General features: G+C 48.8%; 18 protein-coding genes and 1 pseudogene. 1 reads left to right on the top strand and 18 read right to left on the bottom strand.

All coding sequences use genetic code 11. From position 1 onward, the window contains the following. Positions 1 to 2: 2 nt before the first annotated feature. The 17 genes from gatA to HMPREF0980_RS11115 form a co-directional block, all read right to left on the bottom strand. A complete protein-coding gene (gatA, locus tag HMPREF0980_RS11195) occupies positions 3 to 1502 on the bottom strand; it encodes an Asp-tRNA(Asn)/Glu-tRNA(Gln) amidotransferase subunit GatA (protein WP_049729209.1) in 1500 nt (499 codons plus the stop codon). Between the two features lie 15 nt (positions 1503 to 1517). After that, entirely contained in the window at positions 1518 to 1811 is a 294-nt protein-coding gene (gene gatC, locus HMPREF0980_RS11190) for an Asp-tRNA(Asn)/Glu-tRNA(Gln) amidotransferase subunit GatC (RefSeq protein ID WP_049729118.1), read from the bottom strand. Positions 1812 to 1822: 11 nt separating this feature from the next. Next, positions 1823 to 2932, bottom strand: a complete 1110-nt coding sequence (locus HMPREF0980_RS11185) for a hypothetical protein (RefSeq protein WP_049729117.1) — start codon at positions 2930 to 2932, stop codon at positions 1823 to 1825. Between the two features lie 30 nt (positions 2933 to 2962). After that, positions 2963 to 4294 (bottom strand): aspartate--tRNA(Asn) ligase, encoded by a 1332-nt coding sequence (aspS, locus tag HMPREF0980_RS11180; protein ID WP_049729208.1) that lies wholly within the window; start codon positions 4292 to 4294, stop codon positions 2963 to 2965. Positions 4295 to 4660: 366 nt separating this feature from the next. Continuing rightward, the gene (locus tag HMPREF0980_RS11175; protein WP_242847385.1) at positions 4661 to 4930 is read right to left on the bottom strand and encodes a type II toxin-antitoxin system RelE/ParE family toxin; all 270 of its coding nucleotides are present in this window, start codon (positions 4928 to 4930) and stop codon (positions 4661 to 4663) included. Between the two features lie 46 nt (positions 4931 to 4976). After that, a complete protein-coding gene (locus HMPREF0980_RS11170) occupies positions 4977 to 5279 on the bottom strand; it encodes a type II toxin-antitoxin system RelB/DinJ family antitoxin (protein ID WP_049729116.1) in 303 nt (100 codons plus the stop codon). Between the two features lie 77 nt (positions 5280 to 5356). Further along, entirely contained in the window at positions 5357 to 6919 is a 1563-nt protein-coding gene (locus HMPREF0980_RS11165) for a ClC family H(+)/Cl(-) exchange transporter (RefSeq protein WP_049729115.1), read from the bottom strand. A 93-nt stretch (positions 6920 to 7012) separates the two neighbouring features. Next, positions 7013 to 7921: a DUF4340 domain-containing protein gene (locus HMPREF0980_RS11160; protein WP_049729114.1), complete on the bottom strand. Its 909-nt coding sequence runs from the start codon at positions 7919 to 7921 to the stop codon at positions 7013 to 7015. 11 nt (positions 7922 to 7932) lie between these two features. Beyond that, positions 7933 to 9327 (bottom strand): GldG family protein, encoded by a 1395-nt coding sequence (locus HMPREF0980_RS11155; protein WP_049729113.1) that lies wholly within the window; start codon positions 9325 to 9327, stop codon positions 7933 to 7935. A 9-nt stretch (positions 9328 to 9336) separates the two neighbouring features. Next, a complete protein-coding gene (locus HMPREF0980_RS11150) occupies positions 9337 to 10203 on the bottom strand; it encodes an ABC transporter permease subunit (protein WP_049729112.1) in 867 nt (288 codons plus the stop codon). Next, positions 10187 to 11185 carry an ABC transporter ATP-binding protein gene (locus HMPREF0980_RS11145; RefSeq protein ID WP_198146232.1) on the bottom strand — a complete coding sequence of 333 codons (999 nt, stop codon included), beginning with the start codon at positions 11183 to 11185 and terminating at the stop codon, positions 10187 to 10189. The genes HMPREF0980_RS11150 and HMPREF0980_RS11145 overlap by 17 nt, the downstream gene beginning before the upstream one ends. Positions 11186 to 11299: 114 nt before the next feature. Next, positions 11300 to 11641, bottom strand: coding sequence for a sporulation initiation factor Spo0A C-terminal domain-containing protein (locus HMPREF0980_RS11140; RefSeq protein ID WP_049729111.1), 342 nt, complete (start codon positions 11639 to 11641; stop codon positions 11300 to 11302). Positions 11642 to 11975: 334 nt separating this feature from the next. Continuing rightward, entirely contained in the window at positions 11976 to 13388 is a 1413-nt protein-coding gene (locus tag HMPREF0980_RS11135; RefSeq protein ID WP_049729110.1) for an amidophosphoribosyltransferase, read from the bottom strand. 124 nt (positions 13389 to 13512) lie between these two features. After that, complete coding sequence (locus HMPREF0980_RS11130; RefSeq protein WP_049729109.1) at positions 13513 to 14634, bottom strand: DUF362 domain-containing protein; 1122 nt, start codon at positions 14632 to 14634, stop codon at positions 13513 to 13515. 410 nt (positions 14635 to 15044) lie between these two features. Next, entirely contained in the window at positions 15045 to 16067 is a 1023-nt protein-coding gene (locus HMPREF0980_RS11125) for a lysylphosphatidylglycerol synthase transmembrane domain-containing protein (RefSeq protein ID WP_242847384.1), read from the bottom strand. A gap of 4 nt (positions 16068 to 16071) precedes the next feature. Further along, positions 16072 to 16755, bottom strand: coding sequence for a polysaccharide deacetylase family protein (locus HMPREF0980_RS11120; RefSeq protein ID WP_049729107.1), 684 nt, complete (start codon positions 16753 to 16755; stop codon positions 16072 to 16074). Continuing rightward, positions 16755 to 17837, bottom strand: coding sequence for an MGDG synthase family glycosyltransferase (locus HMPREF0980_RS11115; RefSeq protein ID WP_049729106.1), 1083 nt, complete (start codon positions 17835 to 17837; stop codon positions 16755 to 16757). The genes HMPREF0980_RS11120 and HMPREF0980_RS11115 overlap by 1 nt, the downstream gene beginning before the upstream one ends. Before the next feature lie 444 nt (positions 17838 to 18281). Between HMPREF0980_RS11115 and HMPREF0980_RS11110 the strand changes: the two genes are divergently transcribed. Beyond that, complete coding sequence (locus tag HMPREF0980_RS11110; protein WP_049729105.1) at positions 18282 to 19142, top strand: Rpn family recombination-promoting nuclease/putative transposase; 861 nt, start codon at positions 18282 to 18284, stop codon at positions 19140 to 19142. A gap of 620 nt (positions 19143 to 19762) precedes the next feature. Here the strand turns inward: HMPREF0980_RS11110 and HMPREF0980_RS19935 are convergent. Then, positions 19763 to 19921: pseudogene (locus tag HMPREF0980_RS19935) on the bottom strand (UDP-glucose--hexose-1-phosphate uridylyltransferase); the annotation flags it as partial.

Here is a 19921-nt window from a genome sequence, read left to right as displayed (position 1 = left end):
CTCTATCTTCCCTCCTCTCCCTCATCTGCAGTCCCCCTGTCAGGCGGCGCAGTCTTTACATACATTTTATCTGTCGCACATTCAAACGCATATGCAGCACGGAGGATGTCTTTCTCTTTGTAGCATCCCCCGATAAGCTGCATACCTATCGGCAGCCCCCTGCTGTCATAGCCGGCAGGCACGCTCATGCCTGGAAGCCCTGCAAGGTTTACGGATATCGTATAGATATCGCCAAGATACATGTTCATGGGATTGTCCAGGCTGCTTGAAAGCTTTGGGGCAGTAGCAGGTGCCACCGGGCCCAGGATGAGATCATACCGCTCAAATGCCCTGTCAAAAGCCTGCTTGATTAACGCCTTCACCTTCAAAGCCTTGAGATAATATGCATCATAATATCCGGAACTGAGGACGAAAGAACCGAGCATAATCCTGCGCTTTACCTCCGCCCCGAATCCTTCCGTACGTGTCTTCTTGTACATGCCGTGAAGGCCGTCATAATCTTCTGCCCGGTATCCGTACTTCACGCCGTCAAAACGAGAAAGGTTTGAACTCGCTTCCGCCGAAGCGATGACATAATATGCCGGAATTGCATAGTCTACCAGTCCCAGGTCAAATTCCTCCACATACGCCCCCTTCTCTTCCAGTACCTTTACCGCCCTCATTATCGCATCCTTCACCTCTGGGCCCAGGCCGCTGCCAAAGTAATCTCTCGGTATGCCTATCTTCATATCCTTGACATCATCAATCAAGGCACCGGTAAAATCATAACTGCCTCTTGCCACAGAGGTGCTGTCCTTTCTGTCATATCCCGCGATGGCATCAAGGATAGCCGCACAGTCTGTCACATCCTTGGCCACCGGACCAATCTGGTCCAGCGATGAGCCATAGGCAATCAGGCCATAACGTGAGACGGTCCCGTAGGTCGGCTTGATTCCTGTCACGCCGCAGTAAGAACTGGGCTGGCGGATAGAGCCGCCAGTGTCAGATCCAAGGGCAAAGCTACATTCTCCTGCAGCTACCGCCGCGCAGGAGCCGCCGGAGGACCCGCCTGGTACATGGTCCAGATTCCATGGATTGCGTGTCACTCCAAAGTACGAAGTCTCTGTCGTACTTCCCATCGCAAACTCATCCATATTCGTCTTCCCTATTACGACAGCCCCGCTTTTTTCCAGCTTCTGCACCGCTTCCGCCGTATAGGACGGAATATAGTGTTCCAGTATCTTTGATGCGCATGTCGTCTTCATCCCACGCGTGCATATATTATCTTTGATACCTGCCGGAACCCCTGCAAGAGGTTCTGTGAGCGTGCCGTCCTCTATCCGCTTCTGTACTTCTCCTGCACGCTTCAGGGCGCCTTCTCCGTCTATGGACAGAAAGCTGTGTATCTCCCGCTCTTTTTCTTCGATCCTCGCAAGTGCTGCTTCGACCGCCTCGACCGCCGACAGTTCCCGTGCCTTTATCTTCTTTCCCAGTTCAACCGCTGTCATATCCATGATGTCCATCATGATTTATGCCTCCTATCCTATCGTTTTCGGTACTACAAAGCTGCCTTCCTTCTGAACAGGAGCATTGGCAAGCGTACGAACGCTTTCGTCACCGTTCTCCACTTCGTCGCTCCGGAACGCATTATAGATGGGAAATACATGGGGCATCGGTTCAATCCCTTCCGTGTCCAGTTCATTCAGCCTGTCAATATATGCAATCATCTTTTCCATATCTGCTTTTGCAGCTTCCTTCTCCGAGCCATCGAGTTCCAGCTTGGAGAGAATTCCTATATATTCGATTGTCTCATCCGATATTCTGTCTGCCATATGCTCCTCCTTTAATATAAGTTCTCGTAAAACCCGAGATAATCTTCGGATGCTATCGTCTCAGCCGGCGTAAGGGACAGTGCCACTCCATCATTGCAGGCAATTGTCGTCTTCTCCGGAAGCACCATATATTTGTACTCCTTGCCATTACCGCTATCCTCACCAAGATATACGCTGAAAGTCTTTATCTTTTCCCCCACTTCATCATAGACAGTAATATCTACTATACCAATCTCACCCGAAGCTACAATGTCATAGATTCCCGGTTCAAAATCTATCCCTGCCGTCTTTTCCTCCCCGGAGCCAATCGCAACGGTCTCGGTAAGGGGATTCGGAATTCCCTGCTCCATAAGTCCGGTCTGCCCATTGTCCGTCTTTAACGTCACCGTATCCTCGCATCCAACTGTTACAATTGCGCCCTGATACATACGAAGGTCATCCAGACAATTCTCCTCTTTGTCCTCATACTCAAACAGATATATCCCATTTACATTGTCATGCACCTGCACGGTGTCAAAAGTATCTTGCGTCTCAGCGGCATAATTACCTTCCGGTATATGGGTACCCACGATATAATGTCCGGTTGAAAGTACATACTCTGCAGATTCCCCTGTCTTTGGAATCGATGTTTCCACATACTCATAGGGATCATATTGATACTCTTCTGACACGGCGGCGCCCTCACCTTCCCCGAATTCAGTATCCACCCAGCTGCTGATTTCCGGGCCATGATCTTCTATCACAGATACTACGATGCCGGCTACGGTCAGTACGATGGTGATGACTGCTACAACTCTTCCCGCCACAGACTTCTTCCGGTCTTTCTCCCATTCTCTTTTGCTCATTCTCCTCTGCGCAGTATCATCGTGATACCTGTACTCCGGCTGTCCCTTTTCCGGCCCCTGTCTGTCCCTCGTATTCTGCTCTTTTTTCTGCTTCTGTTCTTTCTGTTCCGGGACGTGATAGTCCGCTCTGTGGACATGGGTCAACGGTTCCCCGTCACAGCTGCTCTGATTGATTTTATATCTCTTTTCCGACTTGCTGCTGTCCAGTCCACATTCTTCACATATTCCCCTGCTGTCCAGCTTGCCCCCACATAATGTACATTTTCTTCCAAACATATGGTCCTCCTTCACCTCTCAGACTTGTTCCTATGGTTCCAGCCTGCTCAAATCTCTAGGAAACAGAGTCGTTTCCCTCACATTGTCTTCTCCTGTAAGCATCATCGTAAAACGTTCAAGGCCGATTCCTATACCTCCATGAGGCGGCATGCCATGTCTGAACGTACCGAGATACTGCTCCAGCCCGTCTTCCGTCATTCCTCTGGATGCAAGCTTATCCTTCAGCATCCTGTAATCATGGATACGCTGTCCGCCCGTCGTTATCTCCATACCGCCAAACAGCAGATCGAAGCTCAACGTATATCTTGGATCCTCTGGATCGTCCATGGCATAGAACGGCCTTTTCCTCGATGGGTAGTGTGTGACGAACACAAAATCACTGCCCCATTCTTCCCTCGCGTACCGTCCGATAAGCTGTTCTTCCTCCGGTTCCAGGTCGTACAGGTTCTTTATCTTGTGGCCGTATTTTTCCGCCGTCTTTTCCTTGATCACATCAAATCGGACTGCCGGAATCTTTGCAGCATCCGGAAGCCTGATATCCAGCAGCTCTAGCTCCGCAGCATATGCTTCCGCGAGCAGAGCCATTGCATACTGGAGATACCCTGTCTCCATAGCCATGATATCTTCAAAACCATCGATATATCCCATCTCAAAGTCAAGGCTCGTGTATTCGTTGAGATGGCGCTTCGTATTGTGCTTTTCAGCACGGAACACAGGAGCTGTCTCAAACACCCGGTCAAACACTCCGACCATCATCTGCTTATAGAGCTGCGGGCTCTGCTGGAGAACCGCCGGCCTGTGGAAATATTCCAGGCGGAAAAGGTTGGCGCCCCCTTCTGCGCTTTTTGCGCCAATCTTCGGCGTATGAATCTCCGTAAACCCCTGGCCGTACAGAAAATCCCTGAACGCCCTTGTAAGCCCTTCCTGGAGGCGGAACTTCGCCCGCTCCCTGATATTCCTTAAAGATATGGAACGGTAGTTGAGCTTCGCTTCCAGAGAAGTATCCAGCTTCCATTTTGATATGGCAAGGGGCATCATCTCTTGCGCGGACCGGCTCAGCACCCTGAGGCCTGTCATCTTGATCTCTATACCTCCTGGCGCTTTGCCATTTCTCTCCAGTATTCCTTCTATCTCAATTGTATCTGCTTCCTTCAAGTCCTTCAAGTCAAATTGTGCCGTCCCCTCTTCATATACGCCCTGCAGAAGCCCTTCTCTTTTCCTGAGAATGACGAAAGCTACCGTACCCATCTTCCTTATCGTATGAACCGCGCCATTTGCTTTTACGAACTCCCCCGCGCAAGCCCTGAGAAGACTGCTCAGTTCCAGCGTATCCTTCTGTTTCATACCTGTTAAAAATTCCATATGCAATACCTCCTTCTTGTCTGTCTGCGGGACGAAAAAAACGCCCCGGAATATGCAATATATTCCGGGGCGGATATAATCAATCCGCGGTACCACCCGCATTGAGCCCTTCTCCGTCCGACGCCTTTGTCACACGGCAGGATTCCACTCAACTGCACATAACGCGTGCCCACGTACCGTCCTACTTAGGTTCAGGCGGTCTGCTCCAGAGCGTTCCCTATTGTCCTCATTCCTCAAGCAGCGCTCTCAGCCGGTGACGCCGCATTTCTGTCAAGTTCCAGAGAACAGAGTCTCTATCATCGCTTTTCATTACTAAATTGTTAATTATACTACCATAAGTATTGCCGTTTTGCAAGAAATAATGAATTATTTTCTTAATTGGCTCTCAATATCTGATGCATTATACAATACATCTGTTACAATCACTTTATCTCCCCTTATGACGTAAAAGACAGAATAATTATCCACTAGCAACCTTCTCATCTCTCTACGTCGTTCCGGTTCTGATTCCATAATATGGTTTCGCTCGGCCAGCGTATCCAGTGTCAAAATGACATCCGCAATCCGGTTATATTGATTCATTGCGTTTTCCGGTGCCTGAAGTACATAAGCAATATGATTGTATAACTGCTCCATATCAGCCAACGCTTAATTTGTAATCTCAACCGTATATCGTTTCATATCAATGGTTCTCCCTGAATTTTGCAAATGCCTCCGCTGCGTTTTGTACTCTTCCTGCCGCTATATCATGATATCCTTTTTCCAGTTTCTGGTGGATTTCTTCCGTTGCCATAACATCCGCATGGATTGATACTGGTGCTTTTGGTAAAGAAACAGAAAATGGAATCCCTCCTGTTAATGAAATCTGATTCAAGTACATATCAATCGCTGTTGACATAGGAACGCCTAACTGAGACAATACTTTCTCTGCACGTTCCTTGACAATTGGATTTACTCTTAAGTTCAATGTTGCTGTTTTTTCCATGATAACACCTCCTTATTTCTTATATTGTAACGCTTTTATCGTTACAAATCAAACTCTAATAATTTCCATCCTTTTGTTCAAAACATATCGCTGCACAGCCGTTCCATCTTGTCATGGACGACGGCCCTGTCTCTTTCATCGGTCATTGTCACAATCGTGTCGCCTGTAAGAAGCATTGTCCTTCCCTTTGGAATAATCTCCTGCGTCCCTCTCTGTATTGAGACAAGCAGACAGTTCTCCGGCCAGCTGATTTCGCTGATCAGAGCATCCTCCAGCCTGGATCCCTGTCTTACCACATAGTTCACGAGTATCTTATGTCCTTTATCTGCAGGCACCTTCTCCCCCTGCCTTCTGAGGAGGTTCTCAAGCAGACTTTCATAGATAGGTTTTGACCGAAGTAAAGTGGCTGTGATATAGGCTACAATCGAGACCATGGAAAGCGACATCATCTGGCTCAATGATCCTGTCATCTCAAAAATCAATATGATTCCTGTCAGGGGGGCTCGCACGATAGCGGCAAAGTAGCCGGCCATCGCAAGCAGCACGAAATTATTGATATACATCGGCTCCAGTCCAAAGAACTGTACGCCTGCCGTCGCAAATGCTCCCCCGATATAGCCGCCCAATACGAGCAGCGGAAAGAAGATCCCTCCCGGAGCGCCTGAACCGAAGCTGACTGCCGAGAAGATAAACCTTCCGGCGAGGATGAGAAGAAGCGCCCCGAGCATGACATCTTCGTGGGTCAGATATTCGATAAGAGAATGACCGCTCCCCAGCAGCTCCGGCGCGGTAAAGCCGAGTATTCCTGCACAGAGAAACGGAACCATCACTTTTCCTGTCGTATTGAGGTGCTTTGCTTTGCCATAAAGCGCCTGCACTTTCAACGTAAACCAGTTGTAGAATGCTCCCATGACGCCGAGCACGGCACCGAGCAGCAGAATGAGGCCATAATACTCCTGTGGCAGCGCGTGCACGATATCGAACTGGAATACGGAGTCAACTCCAAGTACGCTCGAACTCAGGAAATCTGCAGTGAGGGATGCTGTCATGACCGACAGGAGGACTGATACGGAAAAGTTCTTGTGCACCTCTTCCAGAGAAAACATGACCCCGGCAAGAGGTGCGTGGAATGCCGCTGCCAGCCCTGCACTCGCGCCGCAGGTCAGCAAGAACTTCTCTTCCGTCTTGCCCCGGTCCAGCCCCTTCGATACGCCTTTTCCCGCCATGGCTCCTATCTGGATGGACGGGCCTTCCCTCCCAAGCGCCAGCCCTCCCAGCATACATAAGAAACCGCCCGCAAATTTCGCAGGCAGTACCCTCCACCATCTCTGTTCCAGCTTGCCCACCATCTCTCCCTCCAATTGAGGGATGCCGCTCCCCGATATCATCGGTTCATATGTCAAGAGCTTTGCCGTAAGGACTGCCATCAGCATGAGTATGAGAAACCAGCCGGCCATACGCAGCGGAGACTGGCTGGCGTATGCAAGCATGACGTCCAGCCCTTTGCCTGCGCCTTCCAGGCACATACGGTACAGGAGAACGACAAGACCTGCGATTCCTCCGACAAGTATACCTTCTCCAATAAGTATTATCTGAAAACGCTCCGCACGCTTTATCATAGATGTCGTATCTTTTTTCATAATGCTTCCTCCGAAAATGGTGTTTTCATCTTCCCCTATTATACACCAAGTTATCCGGAGGCTCATTATTTTTTTCCAATCAACGGCAATCTTTTATTGTTCAGCCGGCGTATACGTATTATTCACCGTGTCCGCGGATACGAGATATACGATGTCCGACCCGTCCGTCCCGACGTACCTGCCGGACCCTGTATCATCCATATTGCCGATGTAGATGGTATACTCTTTTTCCTCCCCTGAAGCGGAATCTTCATAGACTGCTGTCACCGCGATGCGGGTCTCTTCATCAAGGCCATACTCCTTAAGCTTCCTGCCTTCTGCGTGGTAATCGGCGCATGTCGTAAGAGACAGTGCTCCAAATCCGCCAGCCAGCTCTGCGATATCATCCTCTGAATCATAAGTGATGGTATTCCCGCCTTCCGACACTTCCACCTTCTTCAGATTCCCGCTGCTGATTGCCGGCACCGTATCCGTCTGTACATACTGTGAGAGATCGAAGGAAAGGGAGGACACAATCGAGCTGTCTACCGTATATACCTTTTCGCTCCCTTTGGCAGCGGCATAATAATCTTCTCCTGCCGTCTGGCCGATATAGAGCGTTGTCTCTGCTCCTTCTTGATTCGTGAGCATTATCGTGTATTGCGGATTGTCCAGACCATAATCAGACCAGTCGTCCGGCTCTTCAAGTTCCCTTACGGCCTGGCACGCCGCAAGTGTATCCGCCATGTTCTGTACAGTGCTCTCGTTCAATGGTATCTCCCTGTCCGGCACATAGTACCATTCTTCACCATCCTTAACAAACTCCATCGTTCCATCCCCTGACGCCCCTGTATAAGAAATTTCTGACACATCCTCTTCGTCAGTGACATAAACCTTTGCCTTCTCAGCCTCTTCTGCTTCTTTCTTCTCCATGCTCTCATTGTATAGATGAAGTCCTGCATACAGCATACAAAGCACTGCAAGAATACCGGCCAGTACAAGTATTGACTTTTTCTGCTTCATCTTCCACCTCCCTAAGCCTTCCGTCTTTTTATCCAGCGCAGGAAGCCGTATATGAGTATAACGAGCGGGATGCCGAATATGACGGCAATGCTTATCACGCCCGCATGCTGCGTTGTATTGTACGTCACTTCCAGGCTCTTTGGCTCTATCGCCACATTTTCCATATCATCGTAATTAGCAGCCACTGCATTGGAGAATAGCGTCAGATTCTCCAGCGTCGAGAAGGCGTCTGTCACCTGAGCATCTATAAGCGTGTCTGCAGATATAACGGTAAACCGAGCCTCCTCATCATTCACCGTCTCTGTGGCAACCGCTCCGAGCGTGTACGTGCCCTGCTTCTGGTCATCCTGCGTCACTGCATATCCATCTGAGGACGTAGTCATGAACGGAGATGTGGTTATCGTATCACGTGCCGGGTCTGTCATATTCAAGCCGTGTGCATTGACAAGCATCACCATGTCGGAGGACATTCCGTCCGTCAATCCGGAGGAATCGTCCAGCTCCGGGAATATATAATAATAGTTCCCCTGATAGCTGCGCTGCATATCTGCAATATAACCGTCTTCACGTTCCATGCCATAGTCTTTCATAAGTCCGTCCAGATTCGGCGTATCTTCCTGGGAGTCGCCGAGCAGCAGGAACACGTTTCCGCCAGAGGCAAGATAGGCCGCTATCGTCTCTTTTTCCTCCTCCGTTATGTCTGATACAGGGCCGTTCAGCATGAGCAGGCTGCAGTCATCCGGAATCTTATTCGTCATGATAAGATTCAGCTCTTCTTCCTCCATATTGTTCTTGTCAAGCACGTCTGAGACAGAAGAAGAAAAGGTATTTTCCCCATGTCCTGCCGTATAATAGACTTTTCTGTCCGCATCGTTAGTTACATAATTGACCGCAGACGTAAACTGCCCTTCTCCGTCGAACTGGGTTTCAGAAGCACTTCCGGTCATATAGTAGGCAGACTCGTCTGACACGATGATATCGCTGAATGCCACCGACGTGCTCTTCTGCGTATCTTTGCACGATATAAGGACCGTGTCTGACTCCACATTGTTGGCGGACAGTTCGGACGGATGGAGCACAGGGTCTATCCATTCTACGGTAATCTTATCGGAGAGGGATGCATATTTGCTGATGAATGTCTTGATTCTGTCATCTGCTTTATCTTTCTCCGCGAATACTTGAACTGTGAGTTCCGTATCAAGCTTCTTCAGTATTTTCTTACTTTTATCAGATATTTCATATATTCTGTTGTCACTGATATCTATACGTTTCACTTTCTCAGGCAGCTGTCCGGCAACAAGGTTCACTACGATTACTATGGCGACTACAAGCACGATGGCTCCGACGCTGTAACTTCCATTACGGGACGCTGCGCTCTGAAATAATCTCTTCATTCTGTCTTGCATATGCTCCTCCTAACTCCAGCGTCTTTTCTGTATCATCTGCATCGTCAAAAATATAAAAAGGCCCGCAAGTGACACGTCAAAAATCAGGCTGCCTACATCCAGAAGGCTGTTTGACGCGATATCTGCCAGCGCATCCGTCAGCGAAAATCTGCCGAGCAGATTGGAGAGCGCCCCTTCAAGGATGGAGGCCTTCACAATCCCGATAACAACGCACGTAATGATCGTGGCTGCCTCAAACACCGCAGCAATCAGCCAGTTCTTTGTCATCTTATAGATGCCGAGCGTAAGGACGGTAGCCAGGAGGATAAAGCCCGCTGCATTGCCCGCCGCGCCACCTGGCAGGAAATCTATGATACCGCTCCACAGGTAGGAAAGCAGCAGTACGCCGAAGGTAGATATTGCCGCGATAATCGGGCTTTCCGTCAACGATGAAAGGAACATCCCGACTGCGATGTATACGCATCCTATGAGGAAAAATACAAGGATAGACAGATAATCCGCCATGAGATACGCTGTGCCCTGGGTCATGATAATCAGAGGGAATATAAGATATATCACGCACGGCACCGCAAAGATAGATACCATAGCCAGATATTTTCCAATCACAATCTTCCACAGGCTGACAGGAGCAGTGAGCAGCATCTGGTCCGTCTTATTCTTCTTATCTTCCGCAAAGCTTCTCATCGTCAGTATCGGAACCGCAATCATGAATACGAAATGAATGCTGGACAGCACATAAGAGAAATACGGATATCCGTAATTCAGGTTGAATGCCATGAAATAGACACCCGTAAACGCAACCAAAAATGCTATGAACACATAGCCGACCATCGTGTGGAAATAGGACTGCAGCTCTCTTCTATATATTGCCTTCATCGGTCTCAGCCTCCTTTCCTTCCTCCGTCAGTTCAAGGAATACTTCTTCAAGTGTAGACTTGACGAGGCTCAGTTCCTGAAGAGGGACCTTTTCTTCTGCAAATGCAAGAAACAGCTTTTCCCTGATATCTTCCTTATCCCTGCCCTGGATGCGTACAGTGGTAGCACCCTCGTCTTTTACGCTGTATTCTGCAGTCTCAATACACTCCAGGCTTCCAAGAATATTCTTTATCCTGTCTTGCGGTTCCCGTGCCTGAATCTGGATATACGCGGTCTTATTCATCAGATTTTCCAGGTGAGCCGGCGTATCGCTGGCTACGAGCCGCCCTTTGGAAATAATCATGATATAATCGCAAACCTCACGGATTTCAGCCAGTATGTGGGAACTCAGGATTACCGTATGTCTTTTGGCAAGGCTGCGGATCAGTTCTCTAATCTCAATAATCTGCTTCGGGTCGAGGCCTACCGTCGGCTCATCCAGTATGATAATCTCGGGGAAACCAAGTATCGCCTGCGCAAGCCCCACTCTCTGCCTGTATCCTTTGGACAAGTTGTGGATAAGCCTGTTTTCTACCTCTTTGAGCTTAGTAAGCCCTGCTGCTTCCGCAATCTGCTCCTCCAGCTTATCCTTCGGTATCTTCTTTAGCTCTCCTGCAAAGCAGAGATATTCTCTGACGGTCATCTCCATATAAAGGGGGGGCTGCTCCGGCAGATAGCCGATATGCTTCTTCGCCTCCTCGGGCTCTTTGAGGATATCATGTCCATCAATCAGCACCTCACCTTCTGTGGCACCGATGTAACCTGTCATGATATTCATAGTGGTCGATTTACCGGCCCCGTTCGGCCCAAGGAACCCGTATATCTGTCCCTTCTCCACACGGAAGCTCAGGCCGTCTACCGCCAGATGGCTCCCGTATCTCTTCACAAGATTTTTTACTTCTATCAATGTCTTCCCTCCCGGCAATAAATTTTTCTCTATCATAAAGTATCTTCTTGAAATCTCTGTGGAGAATATATGGTTTTTCTGTGAAAAAACAATACCGGTATATCATAGGAGCACATGTGGCGCTCCGCCGACATACCGGTACTGTCATACTTACTCGGATAACTGTTTTTTTACATACAATGCCAGACATGATATGAGCCTGGAGTTCTTCGGCCTGTTCTTGTTGTCGATAAATATCTCGGCGAGAAGCTCCGGGCTCCCGTGCCTGAACATAACATCAGCGGCTGTCCGTATATTACGTTCCACACAGGATATAGACGTATGATATTGTTCCGCTATTCTGGGGTAGATGTTCTTAGATATGTATAATAGATTTTCCTCTTCCTCAATTGCTATCGCGATAGCCAGTGTCAGATAATAATATCCTAAATATGTACTGTTCACCCCCAACTGATATAAAATGTACTTGATTTTTTCCTGCAACTGCACCATTTACTACACCACCTTTACTTCCTAATATTATCACTGGTAAATATACCCATCAAGAAAATTGACACGACAAAATTTGTCACAAATTGTAATATCCGGGCAAACGAATAAGTTACTTTGTATTTATGTACCTATATTCGAAAATCCAAAAAAAAGACAGGAAAATATTTATTATTTTCCTGTCTGTGCCCCTTCAATAATGCTACCTTCTTTCAAGGAAACGTCCCTCAATATTTGACATCACAATCATTTTAAATAAAAGGTATTCTTTTTTCAACAGTCTGTCTGCAAATTCATAAATGGTGACTCTAAACAGCTTGTCATTCTCAGAACCCGGCTACTCCTTTCCGTCAAAGCAGTAAGTACACAGCTTGCAAGGCTCTATGCCGATAGAAGCCGTCAGGTCGTCAAGCCTGTGGTAGCGCAGCGTGGTAAAGTTCTGCTGCCTGCGGATGGCCTCTACCATCTCTGCATATCTGCAGCTGCATGGATTGGCGTATTCATCCAGCACATCCTGCGGGCAGTCTTCTCCTTCCCTCTCCTTGATTACTCTTCTTGTAATCAGCTCCATCTCTGTCTTTGAACGTGAAAAGTTCAGATACTTGCAGCCGTATAGCAGCGGAGGGCATGCAGGACGGACATGTACTTCCCTGGCTCCGCTGTGGTACAGGAACTCCGTCGTTTCCCGCAGCTGCGTTCCTCTCACTATCGAATCATCGATGAGGAGCAGCTTCTTGTTCTCAATCAAAGCCTGAACCGGTATGAGCTTCATCCTCGCAATCAGATTGCGCTGGCTCTGATTCTGCGGCATGAAAGACCTCGGCCACGTAGGCGTATATTTGATAAATGGTCTGGCATACGGTATTCCAGATTCATTGGCATAACCGATTGCATGCGCGATGCCTGAGTCCGGCACACCCGCCACCACATCCGGGTGAACCGACCCGCCGTCACGCTTAGCTAGCATGCTGCCGCATTTATAACGCATTTCCTCGACATTTACCCCTTCGTAAGCCGAAGTCGGATATCCGTAGTATACCCAGAGGAAGGAACAGATCTTCATCTCCTCCTGGGGTGCCCCTACCGTCTCCACCCCCTCCGGAGTAATGAATACGATTTCCGCCGGTCCCAGTTCTTTATAATCTGTATAGCCCAGGTTGATATACGCGAAGCTTTCAAATGATACGCAGAACGCGTCCGTCTTATGACCTACTACAAGAGGCGTCCTTCCAAACCGGTCCCTGGCGGCATACAGGCCGTCCTTTGTCATCAGGAGCAGCGTCATGGACCCGTCTATAATCTCCTGCACATACCGGATGCCCTCCACGATGGAAGATTTCTTGCAGATCAGCGATGCTATCAGCTCTGTAGCATTGACCTTGCCTCCGCTCATCTCCTGGAAATGCGTATGCCCGTCCTCGTACACCAGCTTAAGAAGCCTGTCCAGATTGTTGATCTTACCTACCGTTGTAATCGCAAAACTGCCCAGATGAGACTGTATCAAGAGCGGCTGAGGCTCAAAATCGGAGATACAGCCGATTCCAAGGTTTCCTTCCATCTCATCCACATCCCGTTCAAACTTCGTACGGAACGGGGAATTCTCTATGTTATGTATCGCACGGTTGAATCCGCTCTCCCCATATGTCGCCATCCCGCCTCTTCTCGTACCGAGATGGGAATGGTAATCTACACCATAAAAAAGCTCCAATGTACAATCAGTCTTGGATGCCACGCCAAAAAAACCACCCATTATATAATTCTCCTTTTCTCTAAACGAAATAAATACTCCTGTTCAACCTTCTATAGTGTAGCATGAACACTAAAAAAATAGCAACTGCCTTTCGGCTTTCTATGATTTCAAATTCACTGGGAGCTTATATCTCTATCAATTCGTATTCTTCCCGGCCAAGCCCAATCTTTACGGCATGGGCCACTCCCGTCTTCCAGTTCGTATCAGGGTGTGTCATATGGAAATGATCCTGGTGGCCTTCCTCCCGGCATCCTTTGCAGTTCTCATGAAGCACGCTGCCGTTCTGGAGCACAGGCTGGCTGTTGCACAAGTCGGCACAGGCCACATCAAGCGCCACCGGATCATAAGAGGCCAGCATCCCCACGTTTGGGATAATAGGCACATCATTCTCCGAGTGGCAGTCGCAGTTTGGCGACACATCGCAGATAAGTGAGATGTGGAAACATGGCCTGCCCTGACAGACTGCCTTGCTGTACTCTGCTATCTTGCAGTTCAGAACATCATTGGAATTGCTCTCGGTAGGATGTACGGCATCCTTTGGGCAGGCACCGATGCAGCGTCCGCACCCGACACACTTGTCCATATCTATGTATGCTTTGCCTTCCGTGATAACCGGCGCGTCGTGGGCGCAGATCTTCTGGCAGGCCCTGCAGCCGATGCAGCGCTCCTGATCCACGGCAGGCTTGCCCTGATTGTGCATCTCCATCTTCCCCGCACGTGAGCCGCAGCCCATGCCTATGTTCTTCAGTGCTCCCCCAAACCCGGTACTCTCATGGCCCTTGAAATGGGTCAGCGTGATAAAGATGTCCGCATCCATAACTGCCTGCCCAATCTTCGCCTCCCTGACATATTCCCCGTCTATCGGCACGAGTGCCTCGTCGGTGCCTTTCAGCCCATCAGCGATCAGAACATGGCATCCGGTGGAAAACGGTGAAAATCCGTTGGCATATGCCGTATCTATGTGGTCCAGGGCATTCTTTCTGCTGCCGACATAGAGCGTATTGCAGTCGGTCAGAAATGGCTTGCCCCCCTGTTCCTTAACGATATCTGCCACCACTTTTGCATAGTTCGGACGCAGGAATGCGAGATTGCCATATTCTCCGAAGTGTATCTTGATTGCCGCGTACTTATCCTCAAAATCTATCTCTTTCATTCCTGCGGTAATACAAAGACGCCTCAGCTTCTGGAGCAGGTTTTCATTAGCCGTGGCCTTAAAGTCCGTATAAAATACTTTTGATTTTTCCATTTTTTCCTCCTTCGATATCCCATCTGGACTGTCGTTCCTGTCTGATATTTCCATTTTACATGAATCTGAATTAGATGTAAAGAAGTGCCGCTTTCCCCATTTCAAGTCTCTATGGACAGCCTTGTTATCTTCCAGCTGACTCTCTCACCGTAATGAATGAATTAAACAACCGGAAAATAACGGGGAACGCTCATCTACACATGAGCCTTTCCCCGTTTTATGTAAAAAGATATTATGAACTTGATATTATTGTTAGGCGAAGTCCGGCAGCCATACTGCTTCATCAGTACAACCGCCGTCTTCTTTATTTGATGTATTTATTATACCAGAGGATTGTGAATCGAATGTGTCGAAAGGTGGAAATGTTTATAAATTTTCTTAAGAAAACCGGAAGGTCTTGCTTTATCGTATCATCTTCTCTTTTTCACCGCGTAGATTAGTATGAGCATCAGCCCGCTCCATGCAAGCAGGAAGTAGAAGCTGATGCCACGGCTCAGCAGCACGGCTGCTGTCATCGAGCTGCCGCTGTATATGCCTCCGAAGAGCTGAATGAAAGCAAACTCGCTTATCCCCATCGCTCCCGGAAGCGGCAGCAATGCTCCAGCCATATAGACGAGCACCTGCAGGAGAAAGAGGTGGAGGAACGGGACGCCATGGTATCCAAGCGCCAGATATACCATATACGGGACACCAAACCAGCACACAATCTGAACCGTGCTGATCATAAGCATCTTTACGATGTCCTTTTTATGCCGTTTCATCATGTGGGCGCATGCATGGAACTCTTCAAAGCCTGCTTCCGTCTTTACAATCCATTCCTGCTTTTTCTCTTCCTTTATGAAAGGAATCTTCGGTATGAGCCGCTCCGCCAGCCCTGACAGTTTCTTCCCCATCTTCTCAGAAAATATGACCGTAAGGAGGAACAGAACAAAAACTGCGTTCATCAGGAAGCCGGCGACGGCGAGAACCTTTACCGATAACGGCATCTCGATTCCCATGGCGGGAACAAGTATGGCCGCCAGTATTTCAAATATAAACACGACCGCCTGGAACCCTGCCAGTTCCATAAGCAGCGCAAGTGAACCGTGGGACAGTTCAATGTTATCCTTCTTCATCATATACAGCTGCATCGGCTGCCCTCCCGTGGAGGATGGTGTAATCGAACTGAAAAAGAAGCCGGTATAAGCGTACTTCATCCCCTGGGCTAAAGACACAGGGTGTCCCATCGCCCGAAGCAGTATCCTCAGATTCAGCCCCTCGGAAACGTGGAAGGTTCCGGCCATCAAAAGCCCCAGTACAATAGATGGGAAGGAAGCTGACACGGCTATCTCTACTATCTGTCCGACATCCTTTCCTTTCATCAGGCAGAAAAAGAGAAGGAAGAGAAACAAAAGAAATACCAGTATCTGCTTTCCCGTTTTTTGAATTGTCATCGTATTATTCATCCTCGTCCACCCTCTTAAATCGATATCCTTTTTCCATCAGCATCGGTATCGTCATCTTCAGCGCCTCAACCGTCCTGGCGGGAGCCCCTGCAGCCCCCCTTCCGTCATGCAGGCAGATGACCGCCCCCGGAAATACCCTGTGCATAAGTTTGGAACAGATTGTGTCCGGCGTCTCCTTATCCGACCAGTCCCGGGCCATGACATCCCAGAAAAGAAGGTGAAGGTTCAGCCTTTTTATCCAGCCGATCGTAAACAGGTTGAGATGTCCCCACGGCGGACGGTAATATGCCACATCGCAGCCGAGCTTTTTTAATGTGAACATTGATTCTGCCATATCCGAATACGTAAACTTATTTCCCCGAAACAATGCATTATTATGGTGCACCGAATGTATTCCTATAAGATGCCCTTCTTCCTTCATCCGCACGATAAGTTCGGGATATTGCTTTGCAAACGCGGCTACTGTGAAGAAAGAAGCCTTGATGCCATATTCCTTCAGAAGGTCCAGAAGGTCTTCTGTGTCTTTGCCGCCCGGCCCGTCATCAAAAGTCAGATAAAGGACCTTCTCTCTCCCTGCCTTTTTCCTCTTTGCCGTCTGCAGATATCTAAGTGCAAACGATGGAACCACGCTGTAACAGAGAACGATGAGCAAGGCTGCTGCCGCCAGTATCCACATCACGCTATCATCCTTTCTTTTACAGTCTGCATCGCTTCTTCCACGCTGCACTTCATAATTTCCTGCTTTACCATGTGCATATTGCCTTTCATCTGTTGCCACTGCCAGCTGTCAGAGAGGAACTCTTTCAATACATTTGTAAAATCCGCAGACTTATCCCAGATGACCCTGGCAATTCCATGCTCCTCTGCGTATTTTGCATTGTTCACTTCCTGCTCCAGAAACGGGTGGATGACAAATAGCGGTACTTCACAGTGGATAAGCTCAAATAATGTAATCCCTCCAGCTTTCGTGATAACCAGGTCTGCCGCTTTTACATAGGTGCTGATATGTTCCGTATATCCGAGCACCTCTATGTCTTCGTATCTTCCGTGCCACTCTTCATATGCCTTATGGTTCTTTCCTGTTATGATTGTCGCTGATACGCCCGGGGCGCGATGCAGCATATCGATAAGCTCACCCAGATTCGGAATGATGCCGAGTCCGCCTCCCATAATCAGCACCTTCTTCACCTTATCGCTCTTGTTTTCTGTCGCTCTTAGAAACTGCTGTCTGACTGGTATTCCTGTCACAAATATATTGTCAGGTCCTGTACCTCTCTGTACGAGATTATCCTTCACCTCCTGCGTCGGCACAAGATAGACGTCTGTCTGTGCAGTAATCCACTCCGGATGTATGCTGATGTCAGTGATACAGGTGACAAGCGGAATGTGGCATCCCGTCTTCTCGATATAAGAAGCAATCGACTTGGCACAAAGCGGAAGCGTACATACAATCATGTCCGGTTCATGCTCATCTATCAATCTCTGCAGCTTCTTGTAGGCTGTGATTCCTGTCGGCTTGATGTCAACCTTCAACTTTCCCGAAAATTTGTATACCATGTTATATATCCCATAACAGTGCTCAACGAGCATTTGGAATAATTTAAAAATATATCGGCTTGCCCGTGGATAAAAGTATGTGAGCAGATCCAGTTCCGTAACCCTGGCCTCCTTATCCTGCTTCTTAATCTCTTCACCGATTGCCCTCGCCGCCATCTGATGACCCATCCCAAACTGGCTGCTTAATATCAATACGTTCATATCTCCATCCCCTTTCCGATTACTTATATCTTAATCTGCAAATCTAAAGAACTCCTAAATAGATTTCTAAATATAAAGGAAAGAATGGATGTAGTTTTCCTTAAGTATAGGAGCTGCGGACAGGGAGCCGCAATCGGCCAACATTCCACAAGCTTAGGAATCTGTGTGAGCGTCGCAGTTCCCGGACGCATCGGAGCAGATGCCCCCTGCCTCCCCAGTGGCGTCCCAGTTTACTAAACCCCCATTGAACAAAACGGCGATGTGTGATATCATATGAGCACAAATCAAACATTCTGATTTATCTAGTTCATCTACGGCAGATCGCCGTACCTATCCGATGTTTGTAACAAATCTTTCATGCAAGGAGGGATGCCTATGGGGGCCGTTCTTTTGTTTTCCGTCTGTTAACCGTGGATAAGATATGATAAAATGAAGGAGAACCATATGAACAGAAGACAAAAGCTGATACCATTAAACAAACTGAACCTTACGGACCGTTTCCTATTCGAGGAAGTGATGGAGGATCCGCTGGCCCACCAGGAGGCGCTCGGAATCATCTTAGGCAGGGATGTTCCGCTCCTTACGCAGAACGAGGCGGAGAAGGAGCTTCGGATCTCGCCGGAGGCACGCTCTATCCGTCTGGACATCTTCTCCATGGACGAGGACAGGGCCGTCTATAATACGGAGATGCAGAAGCAGCGCAGGGCAGACCTGTCCAGGCGGAGCCGCTATTACCAGTCGCTCGTGGACATCTCCCTGCTGGAGCCCGGGATTCCGGACTACAGCCAGCTGAACGAGTCGTACCTCATCATGATCACGCCTTTCGACCTGTTCGGCCGCGGGAAGTACCGGTACACCTTCCGGGCCGTGTGTGAGGAAGCGCCGGGATGCATCCTCGAAGATGGGGCAACCCGGATTTTCCTGAACACCCGTGGAACGAATGACGATGAGGTCTCACAGGAGCTGGCGGAATTCCTGCACTACGTGGAGCATACGACGGACGAGGCGGCGGAGCATGCCGGGAGCGAACGCATCCGCCGTATCCACGACCGGGTCCGGAAGGTACGGAACAGTGAAGAAGTCGGGGTGAAGTATATGCAGGCATGGGAAGAGAAATATTACGAGAAAGAAGAGGCAAGAAAAGAAGGAATGCAGGAAGGGCGCACTGAAGGTGCCCGGAATAAGTTAAAAGACCTAGTCAAAAAGAAGCTTGAAAAAGGGAAATCTGTTGAAGAAATCGCCGATGCCCTGGAAGAAACCGAAGAAGTCATTCAGGAGCTGATCAAGGGAATGGGGGTTAAGTAAATTAGGGCGCCGCTGGGGAGGCAGGGGGCATCTACTTTACTGGCACGGGCGGGGGGGCTGTGTAACGTTACTGGCGGTCGGAAGGAATTTATCTGTGCCGGTATATAAATAAAAAGGCTGAGCGAGTGAAAACCTTCGGCGAAATGGAATTATAATTATAATGAGGAAGAGCCGGTATCAGGTACAGGTCTGTTATGTGAGATAACATTCCCGCCTGATCCCGGCTCTTCTTGCAGCAACGGCGTACACGCCTCGCTGCAAGAGTTTGACTGCGATAATAGTCAACGTTCTAAACTGTATGTGCTGTATACATTAAGCTTGCTATCATTTTCCATCTAACTGACGCAGCCATCGGTCATCCGCTGTCCAGTAACGTTATACGACCGCTCTCGCCCTTGTTAAGTGAAGTAGATAGCGGGCGGGGAGCCGGGTGGGAGATGCGCAGGTATAAGCGGGAGAGGCGGAGAATCCTTTCCGTAGCCCTTATCCTGCGGGATGCAAGCCGCTATCGGCGCGCATTCCGCAGGGTTAGGGATACGTGAAATAGTCGGAGCCTCGGACGCATCGAAGCATCTGCCACCCGGCTCCCCGCACGCCGCCCACTTTACCTAACCCCCCATTTATAAAGCCTGGATAAATCTGAGGAAGGCTTTTCTCCCTTCTTCCGTACATTTATATACTCCTGCATCTTCCAATACCTTAGTGAAGGTTATCCCAACTTCTTCTTTTAAAACATCCATCACATTCTCTTTCGTAATCTGGTACCTGCCTTTAAAGGA

It is taken from the genome of Dorea sp. D27 (assembly GCF_001185345.1).
In the GTDB taxonomy this organism is placed as follows: Bacteria; Bacillota; Clostridia; order Lachnospirales; family Lachnospiraceae; genus Extibacter.
Note: the sequence above shows the minus strand (reverse complement) of the source record. Positions and strands in the feature narration are given on the sequence as shown.